26 protein-coding genes and 1 pseudogene are annotated in these 24,574 nt (G+C 62.1%); 14 read left to right on the top strand and 13 right to left on the bottom strand.

The genetic code is table 11. From position 1 onward, the window contains the following. Window positions 1-37 precede the first annotated feature (37 nt). Both ACI2I1_RS09170 and ACI2I1_RS09165 read left to right on the top strand, forming a co-directional pair. The gene (locus tag ACI2I1_RS09170; protein ID WP_404678855.1) at window positions 38-568 is read left to right on the top strand and encodes a hypothetical protein; all 531 of its coding nucleotides are present in this window, start codon (window positions 38-40) and stop codon (window positions 566-568) included. Beyond that, window positions 565-1,851, top strand: a complete 1,287-nt coding sequence (locus ACI2I1_RS09165) for a PepSY-associated TM helix domain-containing protein (RefSeq protein WP_404678854.1) — start codon at window positions 565-567, stop codon at window positions 1,849-1,851. Before ACI2I1_RS09170 ends, ACI2I1_RS09165 begins: the two co-directional genes overlap by 4 nt. 71 nt (window positions 1,852-1,922) lie before the next feature. On the opposite strand, the gene ACI2I1_RS09160 is transcribed toward ACI2I1_RS09165, so the two are convergent. Next, window positions 1,923-2,195 carry a UvrB/UvrC motif-containing protein gene (locus ACI2I1_RS09160; protein WP_404678853.1) on the bottom strand — a complete coding sequence of 91 codons (273 nt, stop codon included), beginning with the start codon at window positions 2,193-2,195 and terminating at the stop codon, window positions 1,923-1,925. Between the two features lie 165 nt (window positions 2,196-2,360). Beyond that, window positions 2,361-3,044, bottom strand: a complete 684-nt coding sequence (locus ACI2I1_RS09155) for a type 1 glutamine amidotransferase domain-containing protein (RefSeq protein WP_404678852.1) — start codon at window positions 3,042-3,044, stop codon at window positions 2,361-2,363. A gap of 285 nt (window positions 3,045-3,329) precedes the next feature. On the opposite strand from ACI2I1_RS09155, the gene ACI2I1_RS09150 reads away from it, so the two are divergent. Beyond that, entirely contained in the window at window positions 3,330-3,932 is a 603-nt protein-coding gene (locus ACI2I1_RS09150) for a TetR/AcrR family transcriptional regulator (protein WP_404678851.1), read from the top strand. 518 nt (window positions 3,933-4,450) lie between these two features. On the opposite strand, the gene ACI2I1_RS09145 is transcribed toward ACI2I1_RS09150, so the two are convergent. From ACI2I1_RS09145 to ACI2I1_RS09115, 7 genes are all read right to left on the bottom strand, one after another. Beyond that, window positions 4,451-5,596: an ABC transporter permease gene (locus ACI2I1_RS09145; protein WP_404678850.1), complete on the bottom strand. Its 1,146-nt coding sequence runs from the start codon at window positions 5,594-5,596 to the stop codon at window positions 4,451-4,453. Then, complete coding sequence (locus ACI2I1_RS09140; RefSeq protein WP_215229093.1) at window positions 5,593-6,711, bottom strand: ABC transporter permease; 1,119 nt, start codon at window positions 6,709-6,711, stop codon at window positions 5,593-5,595. Before ACI2I1_RS09140 ends, ACI2I1_RS09145 begins: the two co-directional genes overlap by 4 nt. Next, window positions 6,708-7,739 (bottom strand): HlyD family secretion protein, encoded by a 1,032-nt coding sequence (locus tag ACI2I1_RS09135; RefSeq protein WP_404678849.1) that lies wholly within the window; start codon window positions 7,737-7,739, stop codon window positions 6,708-6,710. The genes ACI2I1_RS09140 and ACI2I1_RS09135 overlap by 4 nt, the downstream gene beginning before the upstream one ends. After that, the gene (locus ACI2I1_RS09130; RefSeq protein WP_404678848.1) at window positions 7,729-8,772 is read right to left on the bottom strand and encodes a TolC family protein; all 1,044 of its coding nucleotides are present in this window, start codon (window positions 8,770-8,772) and stop codon (window positions 7,729-7,731) included. Before ACI2I1_RS09130 ends, ACI2I1_RS09135 begins: the two co-directional genes overlap by 11 nt. A gap of 75 nt (window positions 8,773-8,847) precedes the next feature. Continuing rightward, complete coding sequence (locus ACI2I1_RS09125; RefSeq protein ID WP_404678847.1) at window positions 8,848-9,207, bottom strand: hypothetical protein; 360 nt, start codon at window positions 9,205-9,207, stop codon at window positions 8,848-8,850. Between the two features lie 176 nt (window positions 9,208-9,383). Further along, the gene (locus ACI2I1_RS09120) at window positions 9,384-10,232 is read right to left on the bottom strand and encodes an FAD-dependent monooxygenase (protein WP_404678846.1); all 849 of its coding nucleotides are present in this window, start codon (window positions 10,230-10,232) and stop codon (window positions 9,384-9,386) included. A 13-nt stretch (window positions 10,233-10,245) separates the two neighbouring features. After that, entirely contained in the window at window positions 10,246-10,548 is a 303-nt protein-coding gene (locus tag ACI2I1_RS09115) for a hypothetical protein (protein WP_404678845.1), read from the bottom strand. 127 nt (window positions 10,549-10,675) lie between these two features. Between ACI2I1_RS09115 and ACI2I1_RS09110 the strand changes: the two genes are divergently transcribed. Continuing rightward, on the top strand, window positions 10,676-11,290 hold the full coding sequence (locus ACI2I1_RS09110) for a TetR/AcrR family transcriptional regulator (protein WP_404678844.1): 615 nt from the start codon (window positions 10,676-10,678) through the stop codon (window positions 11,288-11,290). 242 nt (window positions 11,291-11,532) lie between these two features. Continuing rightward, entirely contained in the window at window positions 11,533-13,095 is a 1,563-nt protein-coding gene (locus tag ACI2I1_RS09105; RefSeq protein ID WP_404678843.1) for a mechanosensitive ion channel family protein, read from the top strand. Window positions 13,096-13,121: 26 nt separating this feature from the next. Here the strand turns inward: ACI2I1_RS09105 and ACI2I1_RS09100 are convergent, their stop codons facing one another. After that, window positions 13,122-13,739 (bottom strand): TetR/AcrR family transcriptional regulator, encoded by a 618-nt coding sequence (locus tag ACI2I1_RS09100; protein ID WP_185884396.1) that lies wholly within the window; start codon window positions 13,737-13,739, stop codon window positions 13,122-13,124. A 137-nt stretch (window positions 13,740-13,876) separates the two neighbouring features. Here ACI2I1_RS09100 and ACI2I1_RS09095 point away from each other — a divergent pair, with 137 nt between their 5' ends. The 4 genes from ACI2I1_RS09095 to ACI2I1_RS09080 are packed head-to-tail and all read left to right on the top strand — an operon-like array spanning window position 13,877 to window position 17,489. Beyond that, a complete protein-coding gene (locus ACI2I1_RS09095; RefSeq protein ID WP_404678842.1) occupies window positions 13,877-14,962 on the top strand; it encodes a catalase family protein in 1,086 nt (361 codons plus the stop codon). A gap of 25 nt (window positions 14,963-14,987) precedes the next feature. Further along, window positions 14,988-15,683, top strand: a complete 696-nt coding sequence (locus ACI2I1_RS09090; RefSeq protein ID WP_404678841.1) for a hypothetical protein — start codon at window positions 14,988-14,990, stop codon at window positions 15,681-15,683. A gap of 1 nt (window position 15,684) precedes the next feature. Next, entirely contained in the window at window positions 15,685-17,073 is a 1,389-nt protein-coding gene (locus ACI2I1_RS09085; RefSeq protein ID WP_404678840.1) for a Dyp-type peroxidase, read from the top strand. Beyond that, the gene (locus ACI2I1_RS09080) at window positions 17,070-17,489 is read left to right on the top strand and encodes an acyl-CoA thioesterase (protein ID WP_404678839.1); all 420 of its coding nucleotides are present in this window, start codon (window positions 17,070-17,072) and stop codon (window positions 17,487-17,489) included. The genes ACI2I1_RS09085 and ACI2I1_RS09080 overlap by 4 nt, the downstream gene beginning before the upstream one ends. A 484-nt stretch (window positions 17,490-17,973) precedes the next feature. Here ACI2I1_RS09080 and ACI2I1_RS09075 read toward each other — a convergent pair whose 3' ends face one another. The 3 genes from ACI2I1_RS09075 to ACI2I1_RS09065 form a co-directional block, all read right to left on the bottom strand. After that, on the bottom strand, window positions 17,974-19,476 hold the full coding sequence (locus ACI2I1_RS09075) for an efflux transporter outer membrane subunit (protein ID WP_404678838.1): 1,503 nt from the start codon (window positions 19,474-19,476) through the stop codon (window positions 17,974-17,976). 17 nt (window positions 19,477-19,493) lie between these two features. Beyond that, window positions 19,494-20,519 carry an ABC transporter permease gene (locus tag ACI2I1_RS09070; protein WP_404678837.1) on the bottom strand — a complete coding sequence of 342 codons (1,026 nt, stop codon included), beginning with the start codon at window positions 20,517-20,519 and terminating at the stop codon, window positions 19,494-19,496. A 146-nt stretch (window positions 20,520-20,665) separates the two neighbouring features. Further along, on the bottom strand, window positions 20,666-20,917 hold the full coding sequence (locus tag ACI2I1_RS09065; protein ID WP_278321848.1) for a hypothetical protein: 252 nt from the start codon (window positions 20,915-20,917) through the stop codon (window positions 20,666-20,668). 122 nt (window positions 20,918-21,039) lie between these two features. On the opposite strand from ACI2I1_RS09065, the pseudogene ACI2I1_RS09060 reads away from it, so the two are divergent. The 5 genes and pseudogenes from ACI2I1_RS09060 (at window position 21,040) to ACI2I1_RS09040 (ending at window position 24,365) form a co-directional block, all read left to right on the top strand. Continuing rightward, window positions 21,040-22,250 (top strand): annotated as a pseudogene (locus ACI2I1_RS09060) (IS3 family transposase). Continuing rightward, window positions 22,163-22,783 carry a hypothetical protein gene (locus ACI2I1_RS09055; RefSeq protein WP_404679177.1) on the top strand — a complete coding sequence of 207 codons (621 nt, stop codon included), beginning with the start codon at window positions 22,163-22,165 and terminating at the stop codon, window positions 22,781-22,783. Before ACI2I1_RS09060 ends, ACI2I1_RS09055 begins: the two are co-directional and overlap by 88 nt. Before the next feature lie 225 nt (window positions 22,784-23,008). Next, entirely contained in the window at window positions 23,009-23,557 is a 549-nt protein-coding gene (locus ACI2I1_RS09050) for a DUF421 domain-containing protein (RefSeq protein ID WP_404678836.1), read from the top strand. A 174-nt stretch (window positions 23,558-23,731) separates the two neighbouring features. Continuing rightward, entirely contained in the window at window positions 23,732-23,953 is a 222-nt protein-coding gene (locus tag ACI2I1_RS09045) for a hypothetical protein (protein WP_404678835.1), read from the top strand. A gap of 31 nt (window positions 23,954-23,984) precedes the next feature. Continuing rightward, entirely contained in the window at window positions 23,985-24,365 is a 381-nt protein-coding gene (locus tag ACI2I1_RS09040; protein WP_404678834.1) for a YidH family protein, read from the top strand. The last annotated feature ends 209 nt before the right edge of the window (window positions 24,366-24,574 follow it).

The following is a 24,574-nucleotide window of genomic DNA, read 5'->3' as shown; positions in this document are numbered from 1 at the left end:
AGGTCAAGGGCTTATCTGGTTCGCTCTCGCGCTTTCCGTGATCGGAATCGTGATCCTGCGCGTGTCGTGGGGGCGGACCGGAAGGTCCTCGACGCTCAACGCCCTCGGCTGGGGCACGGTCCTTCTGGCTGTGCTCGCAGCCGGGTCGCATTCCGGCGCATGGGGTGTTGCCAATGTCAGCCTTTGCGCCATGGCGGCGGCAGGGGTATTCCTGCTACTCGATGCCGCCAAACCCTTGGCAAAGCGGAAGAAATCCGCCCCGAAAGCCCGCAGCCTTCCCGCGGCCAGACGATCCACCGGCAAGGCCTTGGCCACCTTCCTCATCGCCGGTCCGCTCTCTCTCCTCGCCAGCCTCGTGATCGCGCTGACCCTCCGCGACCTCATTGCGGCCACCGGCGGCTCTGAAGCCAATGCGAATGTCACGGTGCTCGCCTTCGTCCCGCTCGCCTGGCCCCTCCTCTCCTTCGCCGTCCTCACCATGAGGTCGCGTATGAGACAATTTGCTTGGCTTTCGGCGCCAGCGCTCGCCTGCCTCCCACTGGTTCTGGTCCAGGGAGCGGTGGTATGAGAAAGGAAGCCGAGACCGGTCTGGTCCAGCGAAGCCTGGCGGCCCATTCCGCCATCGGCCTGATCTGCTGTGCCCTGCTCTATCTGATCTGCGTCAGCGGTACCGCAGTCGTGCTCTACGAGGAGTGGCAGAGGCTCGAACAGCCGGGCGCGCCGGAAATGGCGACGATCGCTCCAGCCAGCGTCCAGCGGGCAGCGCAGAACGTGCTGCAGCGGGAAGAAGGCTCTCCGACCACCACCCATCTCTATGTTCATCTGCCGGTGCCATCGCTGCCCCGTACGAAAGTGACGACCGACACGCAGGCCTTTCACGTCGACGGAGACGGCGCGGTCGTCGAGCCCGAAAAGAATGCTTGGGCCGAGTTCCTGCTTGCACTCCACTACCGGCTCAACCTGCCCGCAACCATCGGCATGACCCTGGTGGGCGCGTTCGGTGCCATGATCGTCGCCCTCAGTATCTCGGGAATACTGGCGCATCCGCGCATCTTCCGGGACGCCTTCCGTCTGCGTGCCCGCCGCCGGGACGAAGTGGCAACCGTGGACTGGCACAACCGGCTTGCGGTTTGGACCCTGCCCTTCGCACTGGCAATTGCGCTGACCGGATCGGTCATCGGGCTGTTCTATGTGACTGCAGGCGGCCTGGCCTACGTAGGGTACGAAGGCGACAGCGAAGCCGCCATCGCCCCGGTTTTCGGCGACGAGCCTGCCGAGAACGCGGCACCTGCGCCTGTGGCCAATCTGGTAACCGCACTTGAATATATGGCGCGCGAATTCCCGGAGGTACGGCCTTCCTACGTCATACTCCACGATCCCGGCACGGTCGGTCAGCATGTCCAGATTGTCGGCCTTCATCCGCAGCGCCTGATCTTCGGCGAATACTATGCCTTCGACGCCAACGGGCGGTTTCATGGCACAGCCGGCCTCGCCGACGGTGAGATCGGTCAGCAACTGGCGGCGTCGGTCTATAATCTGCATTTCGGCAATTTTGGCGGATTGCCGGTCAAGATCGCCTATATCCTGTTCGGGCTAGCGCTCTGCATCGTCGTCGCGACAGGGACCTTCATCTGGCTCAACAAGCGAGAGCGACAAGGCTCGGGCGCGCCTCTTTTGCGGGCGGGCTGGTGGGGGCTGGTCGTGGGTGTACCGGCAGGCTTGGTCACCACACTCGCCGCACGCCTCCTCATCGGGAATGAGGCGGCTTTTGTGCCGGTCTACTGGGCGACGTGCCTGCTTGTGCTGGTTGGTTTTGTTTTCCGCGGTCTAGCGCAGAAACGCCAAAATTGATTGTCAGAGTTTCCGTTGGCAAGCGTCGAAGTCGCTAAGCGACATCGCGCCTTATGTACCCGTGCCGGTCGTTACTTGCGATTGCGATTGGCCGTCATGGGATCTGGCTTTTTGGGCGGCTTCCACTCTGGCGGAGGAACCGGCCTTTGCCGGCTCGTGCCCAGCCCCATTGCTCCCGGTCGCTGACGCGCGAGGCCGCTCGTGTCTGCCTCGGCAGCCGCTTCAGCATCCGCTCCGCCGCGAATCAGATTGATCCGATCGCGGATGCGCCGTGCCTCCTCGAAATCGAGAGCATCTGCGGCCGCCTGCATGTCACGCTGAAGATCTTCGACAGTCTTTTCCATGCCTACTCTACGCACCGGCCCGGTATTCGGCACCATCCGCGATCGGATGACCGACACCAGGCCCAATATATCTTTGGCCGTACACGACAGAAACGACTTCTCCCGATGCGACTGAGCACACCGGGAGAAGTCGTTCGCCGAGCATTACGCTAAACCAGCCAGTCATCAGGCGTTTTTAACTGCCTCCAGCAACGCTTTCGCAGCGGGTGCCGACGATGCAGGGTTCTGCCCCGTAATCAGCAATCCGTCTTCCAGCACGTAGGGGCCCCAGTCGGGGCCGCTGGAATAGTTGCCGCCTTTCGCCTTCAGCTCGTCTTCCACGAGGAACGGGACCACATCTGTCAGTCCGACGCCTTCTTCTTCGGTGTTGGTGAAACCGGTGACGCGTTTGCCTTGAACCAGCGGCGTTCCGTCTGCGGACTTGACGTGGCGCAGGACGCCGGGCGCGTGGCAGACCAGCGCGACGGGTTTCTCTGCTGCAACGAAGCTTTCGATCAGGGCGATCGAGGTCTTGTCTTCCGCGAGATCCCACAGCGGGCCGTGGCCGCCGGGATAGAACACCGTATCGAAATCACCTTCGTTCACATCGGCCAGCTTCACGGTTTCCCCGAGCTGCTTCATCGCCGCCTCATCGGCTTCGAAGCGCCGCGTGTCGTCGGTTTTTGCATCGGGTTCATTGCTCTTCGGGTCGAGTGGCGGGCGTCCGCCAAGCCGCGAGGCCAGCGTGATTTCCGCGCCCGCATCCTTGAACGCATAATATGGCGCGGCGAGTTCTTCGAGCCAGAAGCCGGTCTTTTTCCCTGTATCGCCAAGTGTGTCGTGCGATGTCAGTACCATCAGTACCTTCATGATAATCTCCTTCCGTGCGGCACAGAGCGGCCGATGGTGAATAACAGGCCCAGTGAAGGTGCTCACTCCGATTTCGAAGCGCGCCACCGTGGCCCTCTGTCAAAATGGATTTAGGAATGACTAGACCGATCGTCTAGTACCGCCGGCGATTTTAATTTCCGGACCGCCGCGAAAGCCAACCGCTCCTGATAATCTTATGATTTTTCGGCAACTTCCACGGCTCGCGCGACCTCCTCTAAGCCCCATCTCATAGACGTGAGGTGCAAGCGTCCCTACATGGGGGTGATGGCTGCCACTCAACCCCACCACGACACCAAATCGGCCATCCTGTCGGTCGGACAGGCGATCATGGGACGAAAAGGATATTCCGCGGTCGGATTGGCCGAGATCCTCTCGGAGGCCGGAGTGCCCAAGGGGTCGTTTTACCACTACTTCGGTTCGAAAGATGCTTTCGGCGAGGCCATGGTCGCTGCCTATTTCGAGAAATATCTCGCCGAGATGGATGAGATCTTGTCCGCGCCCGAAGCGAGCGGCGCAGACCGTCTCATGTATTATTTCGCCAACTGGCGCGAGAACCAGGCAGCCTTCGATTGTCAGGGCCGCTGTCTCGCAGTGAAACTGGGCGCAGAAGTCTCCGATCTGTCCGAACCCATGCGGCTTGCGCTCAAGTCAGGCACGTCCGGCATCGTTTCTCGGCTGGAGAGCGCGCTGAAAGCGGCACTTGTAGATGGCTCGGTAAAGTTCGACGGAGATGCTCGCGATGTCGCCGCTTCGCTCTACAACCTTTGGCTAGGCGCAAGTGTGATGGTGAAGATCCAACGGACGCAAGCACCCTTCGAAAGCGCACTTCGCTCGACGCGGCAGATGCTGGCGATATCGGACGCCTGATCACAGCACGATAGTACCGCCGGCTGGGCTGAACCCTGTGCAATGCTCTAGGGAAAGAGGACCTTTACCGATCCGATCCGATATTGGTAGCGGAGGAGGGACGTTTAGAGAATATATAACCATTTGAATTGCAATCACAAACCAGATGCGCGGTGACAAAATACCCCCACCGATACCCCCATCCTCCGGCATTTTCGTTGAAGCGTTATTCTGGCGCGCCGAACCGCTCTGCAGTGCGGCCAGTGTCATGGCCGCAACCTCCCATTCAATGGCAAGACATGGGCCGCTTGCGGTCTGTCTGGTCTTGGCCTTCCGAATGCGCAAAGCGGCCGTCCTTCGGACAACCAATTGAGCGCGCTCAGCGTCCATCCGAACCATTCAGCGAATTCTGACCCATTTAAGAGCATTACTGGCAGGCCTTATTCGACACCTCGAAATGTGCAGGTGTCGGCTAGGGCCGGTCGCTCTCAAAGCTGCCCACGGTGAATGTTCGATCGGGGGTTTGGATCGCGGCCGGCTCACCCAAAGAAACCCCGCACTCTCCCTCGCGGCGCTCCAACAGGTCCGGTTTCATTCGCAGTTGCCTTGGTCCCGATAATATAGGCAAGCCCGAGGTAGATCGCGCCGATCAGCGCCAGGCGTCCCAGGACCGGCAGTACCGCCGCAAGCGGGGCGCCCATCTGGTCGACGAGCAGCAATGCACGCGCGCCGTGGGTTGCGGGGAGCAAGTTGCCCACGGCTGCGACCCAGCCCGGCATTGCCTCGCGCGGCCAGGTTGCGCCCGTGAGAAAGAACACGGGCAAGGTCGTCGGGATCAGGATCAGCAGCGCCGCCTCGGCCTGGCGAAACAGCGATCCAATGGCCATGGCGAAGGCGGCAGTCGCCCCGCCGACGACCAGCGCAATCGCGACGAGCACGGCGGCGCTTGCCTGTTGCGGCAGGCTCTGGAAGGCGAAGAACCATCCGAAATAGAGCACCGCCGCGATCGCCGAGAGTGCCGCCAGCGCGAGCCAGGTGCCGAGCAGCTCGCCCGCTCCCGCGAAGGCCGCGCGCCCGCGCCTGCGGCGGTAAGCCAGCAAGACGGCGGTGCCGAACAGCAAGGTCTGCTGCAGGATCACGGGAGTCACCGCGGGGAAGATGTAGTTCGCATAGCCGCCGCCGGGATTGAACCTTTGCGTGACGATCAAGGGCGGGGCGAGCCCGCGCCTGCCGAGATAGGCCTCGCCGAGGTCGGCGAAGATATCGGTCAGCGCACGCTCGACCGCGGCACCGATGCTCTTGGCGCGCACGAGGTAGACGCCGTCGAGCCAGAGCGCGATCCGGGGGCTCTCGCCGCGAAGGGCGGCGCGGGTCACGCCCCGGGGAATGATCAATACCGCTTCCACCTTGCGTGACTTCAGCAGGCGCTGGCCCTCGGCAAGGTTGTTCGGCTCGGCAACGACAGCGGCGCCATCGCTGGCATCGATCGCCCGCACCAGCTCGCGCGTCAGTGTACTGTTTTCGTTGTCGACGACAGCCATCGGCACCTCACGCGCGCGTTGGTGGGCGTAGGGTGCGGGGTAGTAGATGCCGTAGAGCAAGACCGCGAGGACGATCAGTGATACCACGTCGCGCTGGCGCGCGACTTCGCGCAGGGTGCCGAAGAACGCCTGGCCGATCCTCATCGCCGGGCCCTCGTCGCCACGAGGCACAGGCCGAAGCCGGCCGCTGCATAGACCAGCAGCAGCGCCAGACCCGGCAGGTCGACGGCGATCGGCGAACCGAGGAACTGGTCCATCTGCAGGCGCAGGTAATGGGTGAAGGGCAAGGCCTGGCTCCACCACACGACCGGCGCGGCGGAGCCTTCGATCGGCAGCGACCCGCCCGAGTAGGCGAGCGCCGATCCCGCGTAGAGCGCGCTGGCGGAAAAGGCGACGCCGCTCTGCCGGGTCAGCGCCGCGATCGCGCCGGACAGCGCCAGGCTAGCCGCCAGCAGCGCGAGCTGCCCCGTCATGGCAAAGGCGAGCGACCCCTCCATGCGCCATCCGCGAATGCCGACCAGCCAGATCATCCACATTGCACCCCACCAGCCGAGCGCAGCCAAGTAGGGCAGGTACTTGCCCGCCCATGCGCTGGCGCCGCCACCGGTTTCGGCAGCCCACCGCGCGAGCGACCCGCCGCGAAATTCGCTCGCGACCACGAACGCCCCGACGCAGGCGGCGACGAGGTGGAGGATCGCCGGCTGAATCAGGGCCTCGAGATAGAATTCGAGGCTCGACTGCGGATTGAACAGGAGGTTGACCTGGATCCCGGGCAGGTTCTCGCGATCAAGCGCAATCCCGCGCTGTGCCGCCGCGGCTTGGACCTGCCCGGCAAAGGCGCCGAGAACCGCCCGGCGCATCTCGCGCTCCACCGTCGAACCGACCGAGAGGTAGGTCGCGTTGACCGAAACCCTCACCGGCTCGGGGGTCGGGGGCGGGTCGCCGAAGGTCGCGGGAATGACCGCATACGCCCAAACTTTGCCCGAGCGCAGCAGAAGGTCCGCCTCCGCCTCGTTGGCCGGCGCCTCCGCGATCGCCAGCCCGCCTTGTGCGACCATGTCATTCGCCAGGGTGCGGCTGGCCGGGCTGTGGCTCTCGTCGACGATGGCGATCGGGAGATCGCCGAGCGATCCGCGCGACAGCATCGCTGCGATCATCAGCAGCGAGAGCGCCGGTGCCACGGTGATCGCCGTCAGCAGCGCGCGGGAGGCGCGGATCAGCGCCAGTTCGCGGAGCAACGCGGCGCGGAAGCGGCTCACTGCGGCCAGTCGAACAGCACGCTCATGCCTGGCAGCAGGCCGCTCTCGCCCGTGGCGGGGTTCAGCCGGAGCGTGAAGCTGCGCGCGTCGTAATCGCCGCCCTGCCGCGTCGCCTGCTCGCTGGTGAAGCCGGCGCTGCCGGAGACCGAGGCAACGACGAATTCGAGCTCGCGCTCGCCCAGTGCCGGGACCCGGCCGGTCAGGCGTCCCCCCGTGCGAAGGCCCCCAAGGCGGCTCTCGCCCACGCGCAGGGTGACGTAAGGATGCGCAGCGTCGATGATGCGGAACACCGGCACGCCCGGCCCGACCACCTCGCCCGGCCCGGCAAGGCGGCGCTCGATCTTCCCGGTCATGGGCGCGATAAGCTGCTTTTCCGCATCTGCCTTGCGCGCGGCATCGAGGCGTTCTGCCGCCGCCTCGTCCTGTGCCGCGGCGATCGCCTTGGTTTCCTCGCGCCGACCAGCCACTGCCCGCCGGTATTGCGTGCGTGCCGCCGTGGCATTGGCGACCGCAGCGGTGCGACCGGCCACCGCCTCGTCACGTCGCTGGGCGGAAATGACGCCCTGGGCATAGAGCCGCTCCATCCGCCGGGCGGTCACACTGGCGAGATTGGCCGCTGCGTCGGCAGCCGTAGAGACTTCGCGCAGGCTCGCGATATCCTCCGGCCGCGCGCCCTTGTCAGCCAGCGCCTGGAGCGCGTCGGCAGTGGTCAGCCCGGCTTCGCTCTGGCTGACGAGCAGGTCGAGCGCGGGACTCGATAGCTGCCCGAGGATTTGCCCCTGGCGGACCTGGTCGCCCTCGTCGACGGCGAGCGACACGATCCGGGCGAACGCCTTGGTAGCCACGCCCACTTCCTCCGCCTCGACCACCCCCTGGAGCGGCGCGGGCGCCGGCCGCGAGGCGAACCACAGTCCGGCGATCGCGATCAGCACCGCGATAGCCAGGCCGATGAGCGCCGGGCGCTGCGAGCGCGCGGGTTCGCCTCCCGATGTCTGCCCCTCGCCCTCGATCTCGCCATCACTTGCCATCGACGATCACCCTGTCCTCGCGGCGGGCATAATCGCCCATTTGCCCGGGCGTGCCACTGGCCGCCAGCAACGCGGAGAGCGACACATCGTATTCGTAGGCCGCTGCGGCCCGCTCGCTTTCGGCGGTGGCGAGCGCGGCTTGCGCCGCCATCAGCCGGTCCGTCGTGCCCACGCCCTCGCGAAACGCGATATCCTGGAGGCGCAGGTTCTCCTGCGCCGCCGCGACGCTCGAATCCATCGAGAGGAAGGCCGTGCGTGCGCCTTCCGCCATGGCATGGGCCCGCTCGACCTCGCCTGCGACCAGGTCTGCAGCGGCGCGTTCGTCGGCGACAGCGGCGGCGGCACGCGTGCGCGCGGCGGCGAGCATCCGCTCCCGGTCGAAGGGCGACACCAGCGTATAGCTGACGGTCGCGCCGACAACCCAGTCGGGCTCGGTCGGAAGATTGGTCGCCGGATCTACGCTATAGGCCCCGAAGCCATAGGCGCGCGGTCGCCGCGCCGCACGGGCGAGTTTTTCACCCGCCTCGGCCACCTCACGCTGGCCCTTGGCGAGGCTCGCTTGGCCGGTGCCATTGGCCTGCGCCGCGGCCTGGAACTGAGCAAGCGGGGGCAGCGGTGCGGTGTTGACGAACAGTGGCGTGGCGACCGCCTCTACGGGTCGCCCCAGCATCCGTTCGAGCGCGAGCACCGCCAATCCCTCCTCGCGCGCAGCGCGATCGCGGCTGCGCCGGGCCGCATCGCGCAGCACCGTCACGTCGAGCACGGCGGAGTGCGGCAAGATCCCCGCGTTTTCCATTTTCTGCGCGCTCGACAAGTGGTTTTCGCTCGCGGTCAGCCTTGTGTCTGCCGACGCGAGCAGGTTGCGCGCCAGTTGCAGTCCGAAATAGCGCTGGACCAGCGCCACTTCCCGCGCGGCTACGGTTGCTTGGCTGCGCCCCTTCGCGATCGTCACCCCGCCCCGCGCCGCCTCCGAAACCGCCTCGAGCGCACCCCCGGTATAGAGCGGCATGACCGCGCTCAGCGTCGGGCGCACGATGACGTCTCTCGCGGTGTAGTCCAGCTGGTCGGGCAGCGGGCCAAGCAGGTCCGGCAAGGCGCTTTCGACGCGTCACGCGACTGCCGCCACGACCGCCGAGAACTCGGGCGGGAATTGGCCGGGAAGTCCGTCGAGGAATTGCCCGGCCTGCCGCGCCACGTCCGCCTTGGCGCCGGTCAGGTCGACGCTCAGCGACTTCTGGTATGCGATCGCGCTCGCCGAGGCGGTTATGGTCGGGCGATAGAGATTGTCGAGCGCGGCCGCCTGGTCCTCGGCCGCGGCGAGTGAAAGATCGGCGGCTTCACGCGCAGGAGCATGCGCCTGCGCCGCAACTCGTGCAGCTTCGTAACTAATGCCCGGCTGCGCGACGGCAGCACTCGCCATCGGGAGGGTCGATAGCGCGAGCAGGATCTTCGATAAGCTACGTTTCAATTGCCAAACCTCGCGTCGCGACCGCTCGCACCCACCTATGCGCGATAGGAAGCGAGGGAAAGCAACAATTGCCGTTTGCTGTTCTTCCGCTGCATTAAGGGGCCGCTAGCGGTCTGTCCGGTTTTGAACATGATTTGAGTTGAAGCGGACATCCATCCGTGCAGATTTAAGACCGATTACTTGTTTACCGGCGACTGATGCACTGCTGAAAGCTTCGCGAGATAACGCCCGCCGAAGCGCAAGACCAGTCGGCGCAGGACGAAGAAAAACCCGTTCGATGGCACGAACATCTGCGATTTGAGCCACACGGTCTTGCGCTGTTTTTCAAGGTAGGGGCGCAAGCCCGCTTCCCAACTTTTCAGCGCGGCGGGCACATTGCCGTTCTGAGCGGCAAGGGCTTCACCCAGTTGCTGCCCGCCCATCAACCCGGCTGTCGCGCCCATGCCGGAAAACAGCGTGAGGCACCATGCGCTGCCCCCCACCAGCACCACGCGGCCCTTGTGCCAGCGGTCCATCTCCACCGTGTGGACCGAATCGAACAGATAGTCGGGCGCGTTGGACAGATCCTCCAGCGCTTCCTCCACGATGGAGTGGGGCTCTATATCGGCAAAGACATCGCGCAGCGTTTCCACCCCAGGCCGTTCGAACTGCGCATCTACATCCTTGGTGCGATAGGCAAAGAGCGCCGTCGGCGTATGATCCTGCAGCGGGAAGACCCAGAGCGAGCGTTTATCCTGATTGAGGATTACTCCGTCGCGCTGGCGGAATGTCTCCATCTGTTCTTCTAGCTGATAAGCGCAGATCACCGCATCCAGCGAATGCATGAACTTCTCTTGCAGGCCGAACACCAGCTTGCGCACGGTGGAGCGCAGGCCATCGGCACCGATCACCAGGTCGAAGCGCTCGATCGTTGAACTGCCGTCTTTCGTATCCAGCGTCACATCGACGCCGTCCGCGCGCTCGACAATGGCCACGGGGCTTGTGCCGAACCGGATTTCGACCTGCCCGTCGACGCCGTTCCACAACCCTTCTTCGATATCACCGCGCAGCAGCGTGGCAGGTGGTCGGCTGGTCGGCGAACCCGGCTACGCGCACACGTCCGCCGTCTTTCGTCATGTGCCAATTCTGCGAGGCTTCGGGCGTGCGGATATGGATGCCGGGCAGCACGCCCAGCCTTTCCGCCGCATGTTTGCCCGCATCCTGAAGGCCGATGAAATAGCCGCCTGTCCGCCGCTCAGGCGCGCGTTCGACGATGACGGGTTCCCACCCGGCCTTCTTAAGCGACATGGCGCTGGCCATTCCGGCGATGCCGAGGCCGACGATAAGAGCGCGTTGAGTCATGATTGCTGTATCCTTCCTGTCGGGGGTGAGGGGCGAAAGCCCCTGCGCCCAAATCGATATGAACACTGTATAGATACCTCGCGCGCTTTGTCTAGACACTGTTTAGATTGCGTGCCAGATTGCCCTCATGACCAAGACGAAACGCGACAGCTATCATCATGGCGACCTGCGCAGCGCGCTGATTTCCGCCGCGGAAGAGATCATCGCCGCAGAAGGCGTGGAAGGCTTCACGCTGCGCAAGGCAGCGCGCAAGGCGGGCGTATCCCCCGGCGCGCCAACGCATCATTTCGGCAGCATGGCGGGCTTGCTGACGCAGGTGGCGCGGCGCAGTTACGAGGCACTGGGCAAGCAACTGGCGGGCGCGGCAGAGGGGCTGGAAGGCAACGCGGCGCTGCGCGCGCTGACCGCCGTCTATGTTAGGTTCGCGCGCGACAACACGGGCCGTTTCCGCCTGATGGGCCGCACCGACTTGATCGAATTGGAGGACGATGACCTACGGGCTGCGGCCTATCGGGCGATGCGCCCGCTCGCCGCCGCCGCTGCCGGAACACGCGGCCTCGGCGTGCCGACCCCCGAGTTCGAGCGACTGGATCCGCGCCTGATCGCCGCCATCGCCCCCGCGCACGGACTGGCGCATCTGGCCACCGAAGGACGACTGGCCGCGACAATGCGGTCGGGAGAGGTGGACGCGCAGGCGCAAGACGCGTTGGTGGACGAGGTTTTGCGCGCGCTGTGGCCTTGAAGCAAACCGCCCAAACCGATAGCCGCTACGCAATACTGATCACGCTGAACGCGAGCGAGCCATATGCTACGACTTCGGTTTCTTGCTGTGCCTCGATATCTGACGCTGGAGGCGCGCGCGTGTCCTACCCGCCTGCTCGGGCAAACAGGACAGCTCTCCAGCGCAGGAGGTTACCTGTACCACAATGGTGAGCACGTCTGCTGTTGAAAAACCGCCACTCGCGCGCCAAACATTCCCCCAAAATGCGTAAGATCCTCGCCTTTTTCCACGCTTTGCTGGCAACCGTACTACTCACTTGCGGCGTCGCAGCTTTCGCCGCGACGTCGATTCTTCCGTCGTCCGGGGACGCCGCCGAGGCGCAGGTGGCGATGGATCCCTTCGGGCGGGAAACGCCGCGATCGACCGTGACCAATCTGCTGGGCGTGCTGGCGAGCGAAGATCCTGGTGCCCTCGATCCCTATCTCGACCTGCCTGCCGGTATGGATCGCGCAGAGGTCGTGCCGCGCCTGCGCGCTGCGCTCGATGCGTGCGGGACGCTCGCCACCTATCAGGAACTGGCCAACGAGCCCAACGGGCGGCTCGACGATGGCCTCGGCCCGACACGCGAACAGGTCGGGACACTCGCCGGGGGCGAGATACCCATTCTGCTGACACAGAGCAGCGGCACGGACGGGCCTGCCATCTGGCGGCTGTCGGCGGAAACGCTACAGGCGCTTCCGGAAATCGAACCGCAGACGATCCCGGAAGAAGAGGCTATCGTCGCCGGTGCCCCTGCGCTGGATTGGGTCAAGCTGCTGGGACTATTGATCGCCGTCTTCATCGCGACCCGGTTGCTGGCCGCGCTGGTCCTGCTCGGTCTGCGGCAGGTCCTCTCGCGCGATGGGACGGTGTACCGGGTCCTCGATGCCGCCCTGCCGCCGCTGGCGCTGGTTGTCACCATAGTCAGTTTCCGGCTGTGGTCGGACGCTGCGCCGATCTCGATCGTCGCGCGTCAGGTCGTGCTGCGCTATCTCGGCATTGCAGCGTGGATCGTGTTCCTGTGGTTCCTGTTCCGCCTGGTCGATGCGCTCGCCCGGTGGCTGTCGCTGCGCATGACGCGGCGCGCGCGGTACCAGAGCGCGTCTGTCATCGTCTTTGCCCGCCGGGTTATCAAGGCCGGACTGTTGGTCCTGGGGGCGCTCGGCATCCTCGACACGCTCGGCTTCGATGTCACCGCTGGTGTGGCGGCGCTCGGCATCGGCGGTCTGGTCTTGGCGCTGGGTGCACAGAAGACGGTCGAGAACCTGGTCGGCACCGTATCCGTGCTGGCCGACCGGCCGGTGCAGGTCGGGGATGTGTGCAAGGTCGGCGATGTGCTCGGCACGATCGAGGATATCGGGATGCGGTCGACCCGGATCAGGACGCTGGAACGAACCGTCGTCACGATCCCCAATGGCGATTTTTCCTCACGCCAGATCGAAAACTATACCAAGCGCGAACGTTTCCTCTTCAACGAGACGATCGGCCTCGAATACGCCTTGGATGCGGCCAAGCTGCGTGAAGGGATTGGCCTGATAGAAGAGGCGCTCGCACAGAACGAGCACATCGCCCCGGAGCCGCGCCGGGCGACATTACGTTATTTTGCAACGGACTCGCTGGCGATCGAAACCTTTGCCTACATCATGACCGCCGATTTCGACGAAAGCCTGAGAATCCGCAACGATCTCATGCTCGACATCTACGAGCGATTGGAACAGGCAGGCATCGGGTTCGCCTTCCCGACACAGACCCTTTACCTGCGCAAGGACGAAACCGGACAAGGGTGACGCGGTATGGTGGCGGTCACGCAACGCTATCCGGCTGACGGTTCGCCGAACATGATCTGCCTGAAGACCTTCACGTAACTTTCTTCCGGCTGGGTGCCGTCGCCCGATCGCAAGACCGCGGTATGCCAGAGTATGAGCAAGGTTTCGGTGATGACATCGGCGGGCAAGCGGAGTGGCTGCCCAAACTGGGCGGCCAGGCCTTCGATCAGAACCCGGAACTGGGCCGTTACACGCGCCTCCGCAGCCTTGTACTGCGCGCGGAATTCCGGGTTGCGAAAGGCATAGAGCTGCAATTCCAGCGCCAGCGCTGCCCAGGCCTGGCGATCGGGGATGTCGGCTAGCCACGCAGCAAGCGTTTGCATGGCCTGGTCGATATCGGCTTCCGGGATCGAGGCGGCGAGGTCTTCCAGTCGGTCCCGCTGTTCGGCCAAGTGACCTTCCATGACTTCGAGCAGCAGCAACTCCTTGCTCTCGAAGTTCGAATAAAAGGCGCCTTGCGTAAATCCGGCGTCGGCGCAGAGCTGGCGCACGGAAAGTGCCGGGATGGAATGGGCGATCATCAGCCGCTCGGCTGATTCGATCAGCTTGGCGCGTGTTTCCGCCTGGCTTTGCCGACGTGATTTGGTGGTGGTTTCGCCGCTCATGGTGCTCGATCCGTCTCAAAAGTCCTGATTTTCGGAACCAAATTTTCAGATATCACTTGATATTTCAAATGCCCGGCCAGAGGATCGGTTTCCCGTCGATCCTTTTCAGCAGGCAAAACAGGCAGGAGTTGTTGCCCATGCAGCCCATACGGTTCACCCCTGATGTCGAGCAAGTCGATCCCGACGAACAGCGGCTGACGCGCGAGATCGTCGAACAGATGAATGCGACGGCGCGCAACGCGTTCGAACGGCATCGGCACGCCCATCGCGATGCCCATGCGAAATCGCACGCGATCCTTAAGGGTAGCATGACCGTGCACGACGGTCTGTCGGCTGAGCTTGCGCAGGGCATCTTCGCTTCTCCGAAGACCTACGAGGTCGTCGCGCGGCTTTCGTCCGCGCCGGGCGATATCCATTCGGACGAGGTTCCGGCCCCGCGCGGTTTCGCGATCAAAGTGATCGGCGTTCCGGGTGACCGGCTTTCGCCCGACATCGGTGGCGAGAACCAGGATTTCCTGATGGTGAATTTCCCGGTGCTCGCCTTCGGCACGATCCCGAAATACAAGCAGATGCTGGGTCTGCTCGAAAAGAACGCGCATGCGCCCGATTTCTTCCAACGCCTCGTTGCCGGCGTGGCGCGCGGCGCGAAGGATGCGGTGGAAGCGGTGGGCAAGGTGCCGAGCGCGACGCTCGAGGGGTTGGCGCGCGACAACAATCATCCTCTCGGCGAAACCTATCATACGCAGGCCGCTGTCCGGTTCGGCGACCATGTCGCCAAACTGTCGCTCGCCCCGAAATCCCAATCCGTGCGCGATTTGACCGGTCGGGATCTCGAAGGCGTCCAATATTCGACCATACGCGACGTAATCGGCGATTTTTTCCGCGCGAACGGCACCGAATATGAAATGCGCGCGCAGCTCTGCACCGATCTCGAAACGATGCCGGTGGAAGATGCTGCCGTGTTCTGGGAAGAGGAAAAGTCTCCCCATCGTGCCATCGCCACGCTGCGCTTCGACAGCCAGGCCCCCTACAGCCCGCCACGCCAGGTTTTCGGCGACGATGTGCTGTCGTTCAATCCATGGAACGGCGTCGAGGCGCATCGCCCGCTGGGCGGCATCATGCGCATTCGCCGCGCGGCCTACGAACGGTCCAGCACCTATCGTCACGCCCAGAACGATCGCCCGCGCACAGAGCCGCAGGCCCTGTCCGACATTCCCGATTGACCACCAAGCGCAAAAGGAGCGCGCCATGACCAGAAGCACCGATCCGCGTCTTTCCGATGAGAGCAAGCCCGAAGAAATCCGCCGTCGCGCGCGAGAGCTGGCAGAAGACCTGCCGCAGCTCGCGAAAATCGCGCTGGAAGCGATGATCCGCGACCACAATCCCGATTACAAGGGTACCGCCAATAAGGCGGGTCGCGCAGGCATGCAGTCGGGCAATGTGTCCGAACTGACCGCCATCGCCAAGGTCAAACCCGGCGGGGCGGACCGCCTGCGCCGCATCTTCGACCTCACCAACGGCAATATGGACGGCGCGCAGCGGGTGTCGACCTTGCACGATATGCGCTTCGTATTTTTCGACGACGACACGCGCATCCTGTTCGCCACAACCTATGATGGCGACTGGGACACCTATATCAACGATTTCGCCACCAAGATTCCGGGGTTGATGGACCTGCTGTTCGCCAATGTCGAAGGCTGGCCGGGGATCGACAGCCCCAAGGTGAAGGACTTTATCGCCGATCACCAGATCGATGCATCGGGATGGTTTGTGGCCAATCCGCAAGTGACGGTTGTGGATACACGTCGGTACCAGCGGATGGAGCACGCGCTGGAGGACTTCCTCGAAAAATCCCGGGCGAATGCGGATACGGACCCCGCCACGCGCAAGGCTCTCGACGAGCTGAGCACGGCCATCGCGCAACCCGAAGGCGTGGATTATTGACATGGGCATTCTGCAAGATCTTTCCGCCCGCTTCCGCCCGGACAAGGTCAAGCTCCAGCTCGACGATATCCAGGCGCTGATCCTGCGATCCCGGCCCGAACCCTATGTCGGCATCCATTCGATGATCCATGTCGACGAGCCTGCCGACGGGCGGGATCTTTTACGCCGTTTGGCCGACCATATTCCTGCTGCATCGGGTTGGACGGACGAACTGGATTCGTGGACCGGCGTCGCCATCAGCTATGACGGCTTGGAGGCACTCGGGCTGCCCCAGACCTCGCTGGCGAGTTTTCCGCTGGCCTTCCAGCAGGGCATGGCCGCTCGTGCCGAGCAGCTGCGCGATTTCGGCGAAAACGCGCCCGAAACATGGGAGGATCCCTATCGCCCCGGCACTTGCCATATCGCATTGACCATTTATGCGCGCGACGACGATGCGCTCGACGACGTGCTGGCAAAGGCCGAGGCCGAACTGGAAAAATCCACCGGCATCACGCTGATCGGTACGCACCGTTTCGGTGCCGACGAGGACGCAAAGAACCCCTTCGGCTTTCGCGACAGCATTTCGCAGCCGTTGGTCGACGGGAGCGGGGTCGACCCCTTGCCCGGTCAGGAGCGCGCGATCGCGCCTGGAGAATTCATCCTGGGCGAGAACAGCGAGACCGGTAGCCCGCTCGCCATACCGCAACCCGCACCGCTTGGGCGCAACGGGTCATACATCGTGCTGCGAAAATATCAGAGCCGCGTCGGCGCGTTTAACGACTTCCTGCGCGAGCAATCCGCCGACGAAGGAGAGCAGGATTATATAGCCGCGAAGATGTTCGGCCGGTGGCAGAGCGGTGCGCCATTGCCGTTAGCGCCGGACCGGGACGATCCGGAACTCGGCGCCGATTCCCGACGCAACAACGACTTCTCCTACGAAGACGATCATCGCGGCCTCGTCTGCCCGCACGCCGCGCATATGCGCCGCCTCAATCCGCGCGACAGCCAGCTTACGATCCTCAGCGATGTGAACATCCACCGCATCATCAGGCGCTCATCTACCTACGGTCCGAAATGGAGCCGCGACGTGACGTCGGAGTCCGATGCGCAGGAGGATCGCGGGCTGTTCTTCATTTTCATCAGCGCCAGGGCATTCGATACGATCGAATTTCTCCAGCAGGAATGGATCAACCGTGGCAACTTCGTCGACCTGGGCGAAGAACGGGATCCGATCGTCGGTCTGCACCAGACGCCCGGGACTTTCACCATTCCCGAAACGCCGGTGCGCCGAAAAATCGATGACGTGACCACCTTCAACCGGCTGCGCGGCGGAGAATACATGTTCATGCCCTCGCTCACGGCCCTGCGCTGGATTGGCGACGGCGCATGGGACGAAGGCGCGAGCCCATGAACCCACAGAGCGGGCAGGAGGGCGGTTCGGCTTTCGTCTATCCCATCACGGTCGGCCCTGATGCGATCGACGAGCTCGATCACGTCAACAATGCGGTCTATCTGACCTGGGTGCAGCAGGCGATCACCGCCTATTGGGTCGCACATGCGCCGGCGGAGGAGGTCGTAAAGATCGCATGGATCGCCCTGCGCCACGACATCAGATATCGCAGCGAGGCGTTTCTCGGCGACCAGCTCGAGGCGAAAGTCCTCCTCAGGGGCTTTCGTGGGTCCCGCTCGCAATTCGAAATACAGTTCAGCCGCGGCAGCGTGTCTGTCGCCGAAGTGGACACGACCCTGTGCTGCATCGACCGAGAAACACGGCAGCTGCACCGCATCACGCACGAGTTGGCGAGGCATTTCGCCATTGTAGCTTAATGCACATGGCTTCTTGCCCTTTTTCTCCGAGCCATTTGACAATCCCAACGCGAAGGCGCGAGAACTGTATAAGTTCTATTAATCGCAGCCTCACAACTATCCCCGTTCTAGCGAGGATACCGACCCGTTATCGTTGCATTTGTTATGCAATGCCTCGGCGCTGCCGACCAAGGCGGTCGCAATAGGAGCGCACATTTGCAGCGATCCCTTGTGCTGAACCGACGCCCACTCTCGGGGGGGTCAGCACGCCGATCGCAAGGAGTGGTTGCTAAGGTGCGAAGCTGCCATCTGGGCTGATGCTGACGACAGGCAGCTTTCGGAAAAGATTCAAGCGAGCTCAAATGGCCGACATTAGGGCGCATTCCTGACCGACCGATCTTGGGCCGCAAGCAGACTGTCGGGTTTCAGATCACAGACGGAGAAAGCTGCCCACCACTAAGCGACAAAGAATGGAGCGCGCCAAACTTCCGATTGGCATGTGCGACTATGAGCTGGCCGGATGATGCAGCGGAATATTGCCGATGGCCGCATTGATTTTTACGAAACCAGTCTGCAACCGGTTATCGCTGTCAATCAGGTCACGCCGGGCCTGTAGCCACGAACGCTGGCCGTCGAGGACTTCCAGATAGGAAGTCAGCCCACCCTTATAGCGCGCCTCCGCCAGTTCCCAAGCGTCGTCCGTTGTTGCGACGCGCTCTGCTAGGCTGGCGTTGTTGCGCCGTTCCGCGCCATAGGCGTTGAGTGCGTCGTCGATTTCCTGCCATGCTTTCAGAACCGTCTGCTGAAAGGCAATCGCGGCTTCTTTCTGATCTAGCTCACGCAGTTGCACGGTGCGTTTGCGCCTGCCGCCATCGAACAGGGGCAGATTGATGCTGGGGCCGATGCCGTAAGTGCCGCTGGCCAGCTCGAACAGGTTCGACCCGCCGACGGATTCAAGTCCGACACTGCCGCCCAGCCTGATGCTGGGATAAAGATCTGCTTTGGCTACTCCGATCCGGGCCGTTGCCGCGTGCAGCCGGGCTTCCGCCGCGCGGATGTCGGGGCGGCGCAGCGCAAGTTCGGATGGCAGGCCAAGCGCCAGATCGGGATAGGCGGCATCGGGCGACGCGGCGGGTGGATGCAGGGCATCACTCAGTTCGCCGGGACGTGCATCCAACAGCAAGCCAAGCTGGTTGGTCAGAGCGGCTTCCTGCGCCAGCAATTGCGGCAGCTGCGTTTGCATGGCTTGCAAGGCGCTGCGTTGCTGTTGCACTTCCAACTGGCTGATGAGGCCGCGCTTCGCACGCGCTGACAGCAAATCGACCCGCTCCTGCAAGGCTGCGATATCGGCGCGGGTCATGGCCACTTTGCGCTGCGTGGCGCGCAGGTTGAAATATTCCTGCGCCACATTGCTGGCGATGCTGAGCCTTGCAAGGTCGAGCAAGGCAGCCTGATACGCCAGGTCTGCATCGGCTGCCTCAATCGAGCGGGCGACCTTGCCCCACAGATCAATCTCCCATGAAAGATCAAGCCCGCCCTGATAAAGCGTAAACGGTTCGCCCAGCAACTCGATCAGATCGGAACCGTTGCCGCCCAACCCTTTGGCAATGCGGGTCGCAGCGCCGTTCTCGCTCTGCCGCTGACGGCTGACCTGGCCACTAGCGTTGACCTGCGGCAAATCGCCAGCGTCCGCATTGCCACGCGCAACCAGCGCCTGCGCATAGTGAATGGCGGCGGTGCGCAGATCGGGGCTGGCGGTGAAAGCCCGATCTATCAGACCGCTCAGCATCGGATCGTTAAACGATGTCCACCAGTCGGCGGGGAGAATATCCCGATCAGAAACCGGGATTCGCAGGCTTTCGTCACCGCTGCGCCAATCCGACCAGTCCTGCGGAGCGGCCACGGTAGGTTTCTCAAAATCAGGGCCGACGGTGGTGCAGGCGCCGAGCGCAGCTGTGGCAAGTAGCGCCAGACTGTATTTCAGCGCGGAGTTCGGTTGAGTGTTCATATCAGGGAACCTGCCTTTCACGCCAGTCGGTTGCGGAACAGCCATGCCGCCAGCGGTAAGGTGACCAATGCAATTGCCATCAATGGGATGAAATTGAAGGCGATGTCGGAAAACTGCGCGCCTTCCAGATAGACCCGCCGCACGATGTCGATGCCAAAGCGTAGCGGGTTGGCATAGGTCGCGATCTGGAGAACCTGCGGCATATTGCTCACCGGTGTCAGCAGGCCGGAAAGCAGCATCAGCGGCATGATGAGAAAGAAGGTATAGAGCATCGCCTGCTGCATATTCAGCGCCACCGCGGAAATCGACAGGCCGATGCCGACGGCAGCGCCGGTGAAGCTCAGCAGTCCAAAGTAGAGCAGCAGGTAAGACCCGTTCATCGGCACCTGGAACCAGAAGCGGATCAGCAGCAGGATCAGTGTCGATTGCACCAGACCGATCACAATTGGCGACCCAGCCTTGCCGATCATGAGCTGGATCGGCGTCAGCGGCGTTACCAGGAGCTGATCGAAGGTGCCCTGTTCCCGCTCCCGCGCCACAGACAGGGCAGACAGCAACAGGGTTTGCAGGATGGAAAGCGCAGCGATCAGCGCAGGCATGATGGTCCAGCGCGATTCCAGATTGGGGTTATACCACGCTCGCTGTGTGATGGTGATGGGACTGCGCACGCCGCGCTCTGCATTGAGGCTGCCCACAACTTCAGCGATATAGGACGCTGCCGTGCCCGCGGTTGTCGAATTGCGACCGTCCAGTATCACCTGAACAGGGGCGGCCTCCCCTGCACCCAGCCTGCTGGCAAAGTCAGACGGAATACTGATGGCAAGGACGACATTGCCGCTGTCGATCTGATCTGCAATCTGGGCATTGTTGGCCAATGTCGCCTGCCTCTGGAACACACCGGTCCCATCGATCCGGGCTAGCAGCTCCGTGGATTCCTGGCTGTGACTTTGATCGACAAGCGCGTAAGGCACGCTGGTAAGGTCATAGGTGGCGGCGTAGCCGAACAGCAGACCTTGCAGGATTGCCGGCGCGATCAGGATCACCCGGTTGGCCGGGTCTTGTGAGCGATGATAATTGCCGCCAGAAGAAAGCTGGTAGCAGTAATTATCAGGACCTGTGACTTACGGCGATTTTTAAATTCGTCGCTGGCAGCGACCGCCGCAAAATGTGAAGTAAGCGCAGGAAGGTTTTAACTTTCGATGTCCCTAAGCCATTTCAGCGACCCAGCTTCCATTCCTTTGAACTTGGGGTCATCCGCCAACGGGGCGACCAGAAGTGCCGCGCCATCCTTCAGTTGCCATTTGATCCGATGATACAGTTTTGAGCGGGTCAGTTCGCTCTGGATGAGATAGAGTCCGTCACGCAATCTGATGCCGTCACCACACAAGTCGAGGTCCTTTGGACCATAATCCGGATCAAAGAACAGGAGATAAAGATTCATCTAGTTAGAAATAGCCTGATAAGATGAAGTTACAAATTGAGTCTTAGCAGGCTGTGCAAGCCAATCTCGCCGGGTATGACGTGACCCCCTGATTTTCCTCCACGAGCGATTAGAGTCTGGCCTTGAAGGAAGGACAGACGAAGAAACGTACGAGGTTTTCAGAAGAGCAGATTATCGGGGTGCTGAAGGAAGCGGAGGCGGGAGCCAGGACCGCTGACCTGGCCCGTCGGCACGGTGTATCTGAAGCGACGATCTACAACTGGAAGTCGAAGTATGGCGGGATGGAGGTCTCCGGTGCCCGGCGGCTCAAGGAGCTGGAGAGCGAGAACGCGAAGCTCAAGCGGCTGCTGGCCGATGCGATACTGGACAAAGCGGCGCTGAAGGATCTCTTGGCAAAAAAGTTCTGACGCCCGCCGCGAAGCGGGAAGCTGTCGTTCGTCTTCAGGCCTGTCACGGGATGAGCGAGCGGCGGGCGTGCCGTGTCATCGATGCTGATCGCAAGAGCGTGCGTTACCGTTCCACCCGGGACGATGATGCCGAGCTTCGCGAGAAGCTTCGCGAGCTGGCCAATGAGCGTCGCCGGTTCGGCTATCGCCGTCTGCACATCCTGCTGCGTCGGGAGGGGAACATGATCAACCGGAAGAAGACCCAGAGGCTCTACCGTGAGGAAGGGTTGGCGGTCAGACGACGACGCAGTCGCAGGCGTGTCGTTGGCACGAGGGCGCCTGCTCGGGTGCTCGCCTTGCCGAACCAGCGCTGGAGCCTGGACTTTGTTCACGACCAGATGGCTTCGGGAAGACGGTTCCGGGTGCTCAACGTGGTCGATGACGTGACCCGGGAGTGCCTGGCGCGGTGTCGGACACCTCGATCTCTGGTCGCCGTGTCGTTCGCGAGCTGACCGCACTGATCGAACAGCGCGGCAAGCCAGGCACGATCGTCAGCGACAATGGCACCGAGCTCACCAGCAACGCTGTGCTGGCATGGTGCGGCGAGGTCGGCGTGGAGTGGCATTACATCGCGCCCGGAAGGCCGATGCAGAATGGCTATGTCGAGAGGTACGCCTTCGGCCAGCTGCGCTTCCAATGGCCGCATGCGCGCCGAATTGCTCAACGAGACGCTGTTCTTGAGCATGGCCCATGCCCGGGTCGAGATCGCGGCCTGGGTCGAAGACTACAATCGGGAGCGACTACACTCGTCTCTCGGTTACGCAACACCGGCGGCGTTCGCCGCTGAACTGGATAAGCAATGGCCTGTTCCGCTACGCCCTACGGGCTCCGCTACGCAGCCCATTGCTTCAACCGCGCTTATGCGCAACACAACCGCCCGGCTCTAATCCCAGCTGGGGGAAAGCTGGGGGTCACGTCACTTACTTTCAAACGCCCTGCGACCGGTGATTTCGATGTCGTCTTCGTGGACCACAAGATAGACATCTTCATCCTCAAGGCTCGCCAATGTGTCGGCTTCGAGCTCTTCACCTGGAATGTCAGCGATGAACGTCGCATCGCGCAGCATGCCTTTCGCAACGCGACGCTTTTGACCGACATTAATATCAACCGGCACTTCGCGAAGGCGAGCGATAAGCACAGCGAAAAGCCGCGCGCCGTCCGCTTCGATCCAAAAGCCGCGATCGGTCGGAACCGAGGGCATGCTCACCCCGCCGCTAAAATCGTCTCGTCCGATAAATTCTGTCGGGTTCTCGACTACGTCGCCAAGCGCATAATTCGCTTTAGCAACCGTCGCGGTAGGAAGGTCATCGTTTACGACCGTTGCTCGATGGGAAGCATCGGAAAGCTCGGCAGTGGTATCGACTACCGCATCGTCATCGTCGGCAGCTGTCGCCAATCAAAACAAGAGTGCGGCCAGTAACACCAATGCCAGCAATATCCATGGCCACCATGGTCGTCTTCTTCTTCACTGGTATTTCGTCCACCTTCATCCTCCATTGCTGCGAAATGCCACGACCAAACAATGGGATGCCGCCGGGTCCGGCTCCGAACTTTCGGACCAACATTTATCAACTCGGTGTCAGTCGACGAACGCTAGAGCAATTGCGCAATAGATGCAGAAACCCAATCAGAAGGGGCTACGGCCATGACCGGAGACATCAATACGTGGTTCAACAGTGTGAACCGCTTGGAAGATATTCTGCTTTCGGCAACGGTGATTTATCTGGCGATCATCATTCTCGTACGAATCTCGGGGAAACGCACCACTTCGCAGATGAACAATTTCGACTGGATTATAACTGTGGCTCTGGGCGGCCTGGTTACATCTGGCATACTTCTCGAAAACGTCTCGGTCGCAGACGCTTTGGTGGCAGCCTCATGGCTCATGCTCCTCCAATGGCTGACGACGAGCATCGTGCTGAGAAGCGATATGGTCGCCAACCTTATTAAGGCGAGGCCAACCCTCTTAGTTGATAACGGCGATTATCTGCGCGACAACATGCGGAAGGAACGCATCAGTGACGCGGAAATCATGGGCGCATTGCGCGAAAACGGTTTGCACGAGATCGGCCAGGCTAAGTGGGTCATTCTGGAAACCGATGCCAGTTTCAGCGTTATCGCCGATAGTGACGAACGGCCCGAAGAACCGCAAATTCTTGCCAATGTCGGTGGCCGTCCGCAGGCAGACGGATAGCTAGTTCTACTAACGCTAGAAGCACCCATAATGACAATGGCCCTACTTCGGAGCCAGACTTTCGTCTCCGACGTATTCAGCGACCGAGGCGAACATGCTGATTGATAAATGTTACTCCAAAGAAACTGCGTAGCTATCTTCGCGTTCTCAAATCGTTCGCGAAAGGAAATCGACATGCTGATGAGACTTGCCGCCTTGGGCGTACTGGGGTATTTCGGATATCGTCAATTCTCGAAGAAACGAAGCGCGCCAGCCTACGCTAAAGGGGAACCCGACGATGGTGTACGCAACGCCGGTCCAGAAGCAACCCGTGATGAGACCAAGGGAAATTGGGACGAAACCGACCAGGCTCTGGACGAGAGTTTTCCGGCAAGCGATCCGCCAGCGAAGTATTGAATGACTTTCAAGCAGCAGGCGATCGACGTTCTTGCGGAGCAATCCATTGGCGTCGGGTGAAGATCTCAGCGAACAGCGCACCGACTTAGCCGAAGACCGAACGATCCTTGCGAATGAACGCACCTTTGCAGGATGGATGCGCACCGGCATGGCTGCGGTCGGTATTGGCCTGGCCTTCAATGCGGTCTTCACGAAGATCGAACCGGCATGGGTGGCACGCGCGATTGCCAGCGTCTTTATTGTCGTCGGCATCACAATTTTCTACCTTGCCGAAAACAAGGCGTGCAGCGTGATCGAACGTATGGATCCGCACGAGATCGAGCCGATCAAGCAGTTCAATATGAAGCTTATCGCTAGCCTGATGTCCCTCGCAGCCGTTTTGCTGCTCATCGCGATCTGGTTCTTGATGTGACGGTGTTCCGCATCGTCGCATTTCGGTTCATACGCTCATAGTCGTGGACGAACCCTTCTTCGCTTTTGCACCTTACCACATCCTGCTCGCAGGGTGCGGATTGGCGATCGTTTTTGCTTATTGGCTTCCACGATGTTTCTCAGGTCGCGAACCAGCAGCTTCCGGACTGTTGATCCTCGGTGGACTGGCGGTCTTCGGTCTTTTGCCAG

Source organism: Qipengyuania sp. NPDC077563, from assembly GCF_044901345.1.
In the GTDB taxonomy this organism is placed as follows: Bacteria; Pseudomonadota; Alphaproteobacteria; order Sphingomonadales; family Sphingomonadaceae; genus Qipengyuania; species Qipengyuania aestuarii.
Note: the sequence above shows the minus strand (reverse complement) of the source record. Positions and strands in the feature narration are given on the sequence as shown.

What these genes read in the sequence shown, in the direction of transcription:
- ACI2I1_RS09095 (WP_404678842.1), top strand. Translation starts at nt 13,877, where the DNA reads ATGCAGCCCATACGGTTCACCCCTGATGTCGAGCAAGTCGATCCCGAC.
- ACI2I1_RS09150 (WP_404678851.1), top strand. Translation starts at nt 3,330, where the DNA reads ATGGCTGCCACTCAACCCCACCACGACACCAAATCGGCCATCCTGTCG.
- ACI2I1_RS09080 (WP_404678839.1), top strand. Translation starts at nt 17,070, where the DNA reads ATGAACCCACAGAGCGGGCAGGAGGGCGGTTCGGCTTTCGTCTATCCC.
- ACI2I1_RS09165 (WP_404678854.1), top strand. Translation starts at nt 565, where the DNA reads ATGAGAAAGGAAGCCGAGACCGGTCTGGTCCAGCGAAGCCTGGCGGCC.
- ACI2I1_RS09065 (WP_278321848.1), bottom strand. Translation starts at nt 20,917, where the DNA reads ATGAATCTTTATCTCCTGTTCTTTGATCCGGATTATGGTCCAAAGGAC.
- ACI2I1_RS09145 (WP_404678850.1), bottom strand. Translation starts at nt 5,596, where the DNA reads ATGAGGATCGGCCAGGCGTTCTTCGGCACCCTGCGCGAAGTCGCGCGC.
- ACI2I1_RS09105 (WP_404678843.1), top strand. Translation starts at nt 11,533, where the DNA reads ATGCGTAAGATCCTCGCCTTTTTCCACGCTTTGCTGGCAACCGTACTA.
- ACI2I1_RS09155 (WP_404678852.1), bottom strand. Translation starts at nt 3,044, where the DNA reads ATGAAGGTACTGATGGTACTGACATCGCACGACACACTTGGCGATACA.
- ACI2I1_RS09055 (WP_404679177.1), top strand. Translation starts at nt 22,163, where the DNA reads ATGGCCTGTTCCGCTACGCCCTACGGGCTCCGCTACGCAGCCCATTGC.
- ACI2I1_RS09075 (WP_404678838.1), bottom strand. Translation starts at nt 19,476, where the DNA reads ATGAACACTCAACCGAACTCCGCGCTGAAATACAGTCTGGCGCTACTT.
- ACI2I1_RS09160 (WP_404678853.1), bottom strand. Translation starts at nt 2,195, where the DNA reads ATGGAAAAGACTGTCGAAGATCTTCAGCGTGACATGCAGGCGGCCGCA.
- ACI2I1_RS09090 (WP_404678841.1), top strand. Translation starts at nt 14,988, where the DNA reads ATGACCAGAAGCACCGATCCGCGTCTTTCCGATGAGAGCAAGCCCGAA.
- ACI2I1_RS09115 (WP_404678845.1), bottom strand. Translation starts at nt 10,548, where the DNA reads ATGACTCAACGCGCTCTTATCGTCGGCCTCGGCATCGCCGGAATGGCC.
- ACI2I1_RS09045 (WP_404678835.1), top strand. Translation starts at nt 23,732, where the DNA reads ATGCTGATGAGACTTGCCGCCTTGGGCGTACTGGGGTATTTCGGATAT.
- ACI2I1_RS09085 (WP_404678840.1), top strand. Translation starts at nt 15,685, where the DNA reads ATGGGCATTCTGCAAGATCTTTCCGCCCGCTTCCGCCCGGACAAGGTC.
- ACI2I1_RS09050 (WP_404678836.1), top strand. Translation starts at nt 23,009, where the DNA reads ATGACCGGAGACATCAATACGTGGTTCAACAGTGTGAACCGCTTGGAA.
- ACI2I1_RS09135 (WP_404678849.1), bottom strand. Translation starts at nt 7,739, where the DNA reads ATGGCAAGTGATGGCGAGATCGAGGGCGAGGGGCAGACATCGGGAGGC.
- ACI2I1_RS09100 (WP_185884396.1), bottom strand. Translation starts at nt 13,739, where the DNA reads ATGAGCGGCGAAACCACCACCAAATCACGTCGGCAAAGCCAGGCGGAA.
- ACI2I1_RS09110 (WP_404678844.1), top strand. Translation starts at nt 10,676, where the DNA reads ATGACCAAGACGAAACGCGACAGCTATCATCATGGCGACCTGCGCAGC.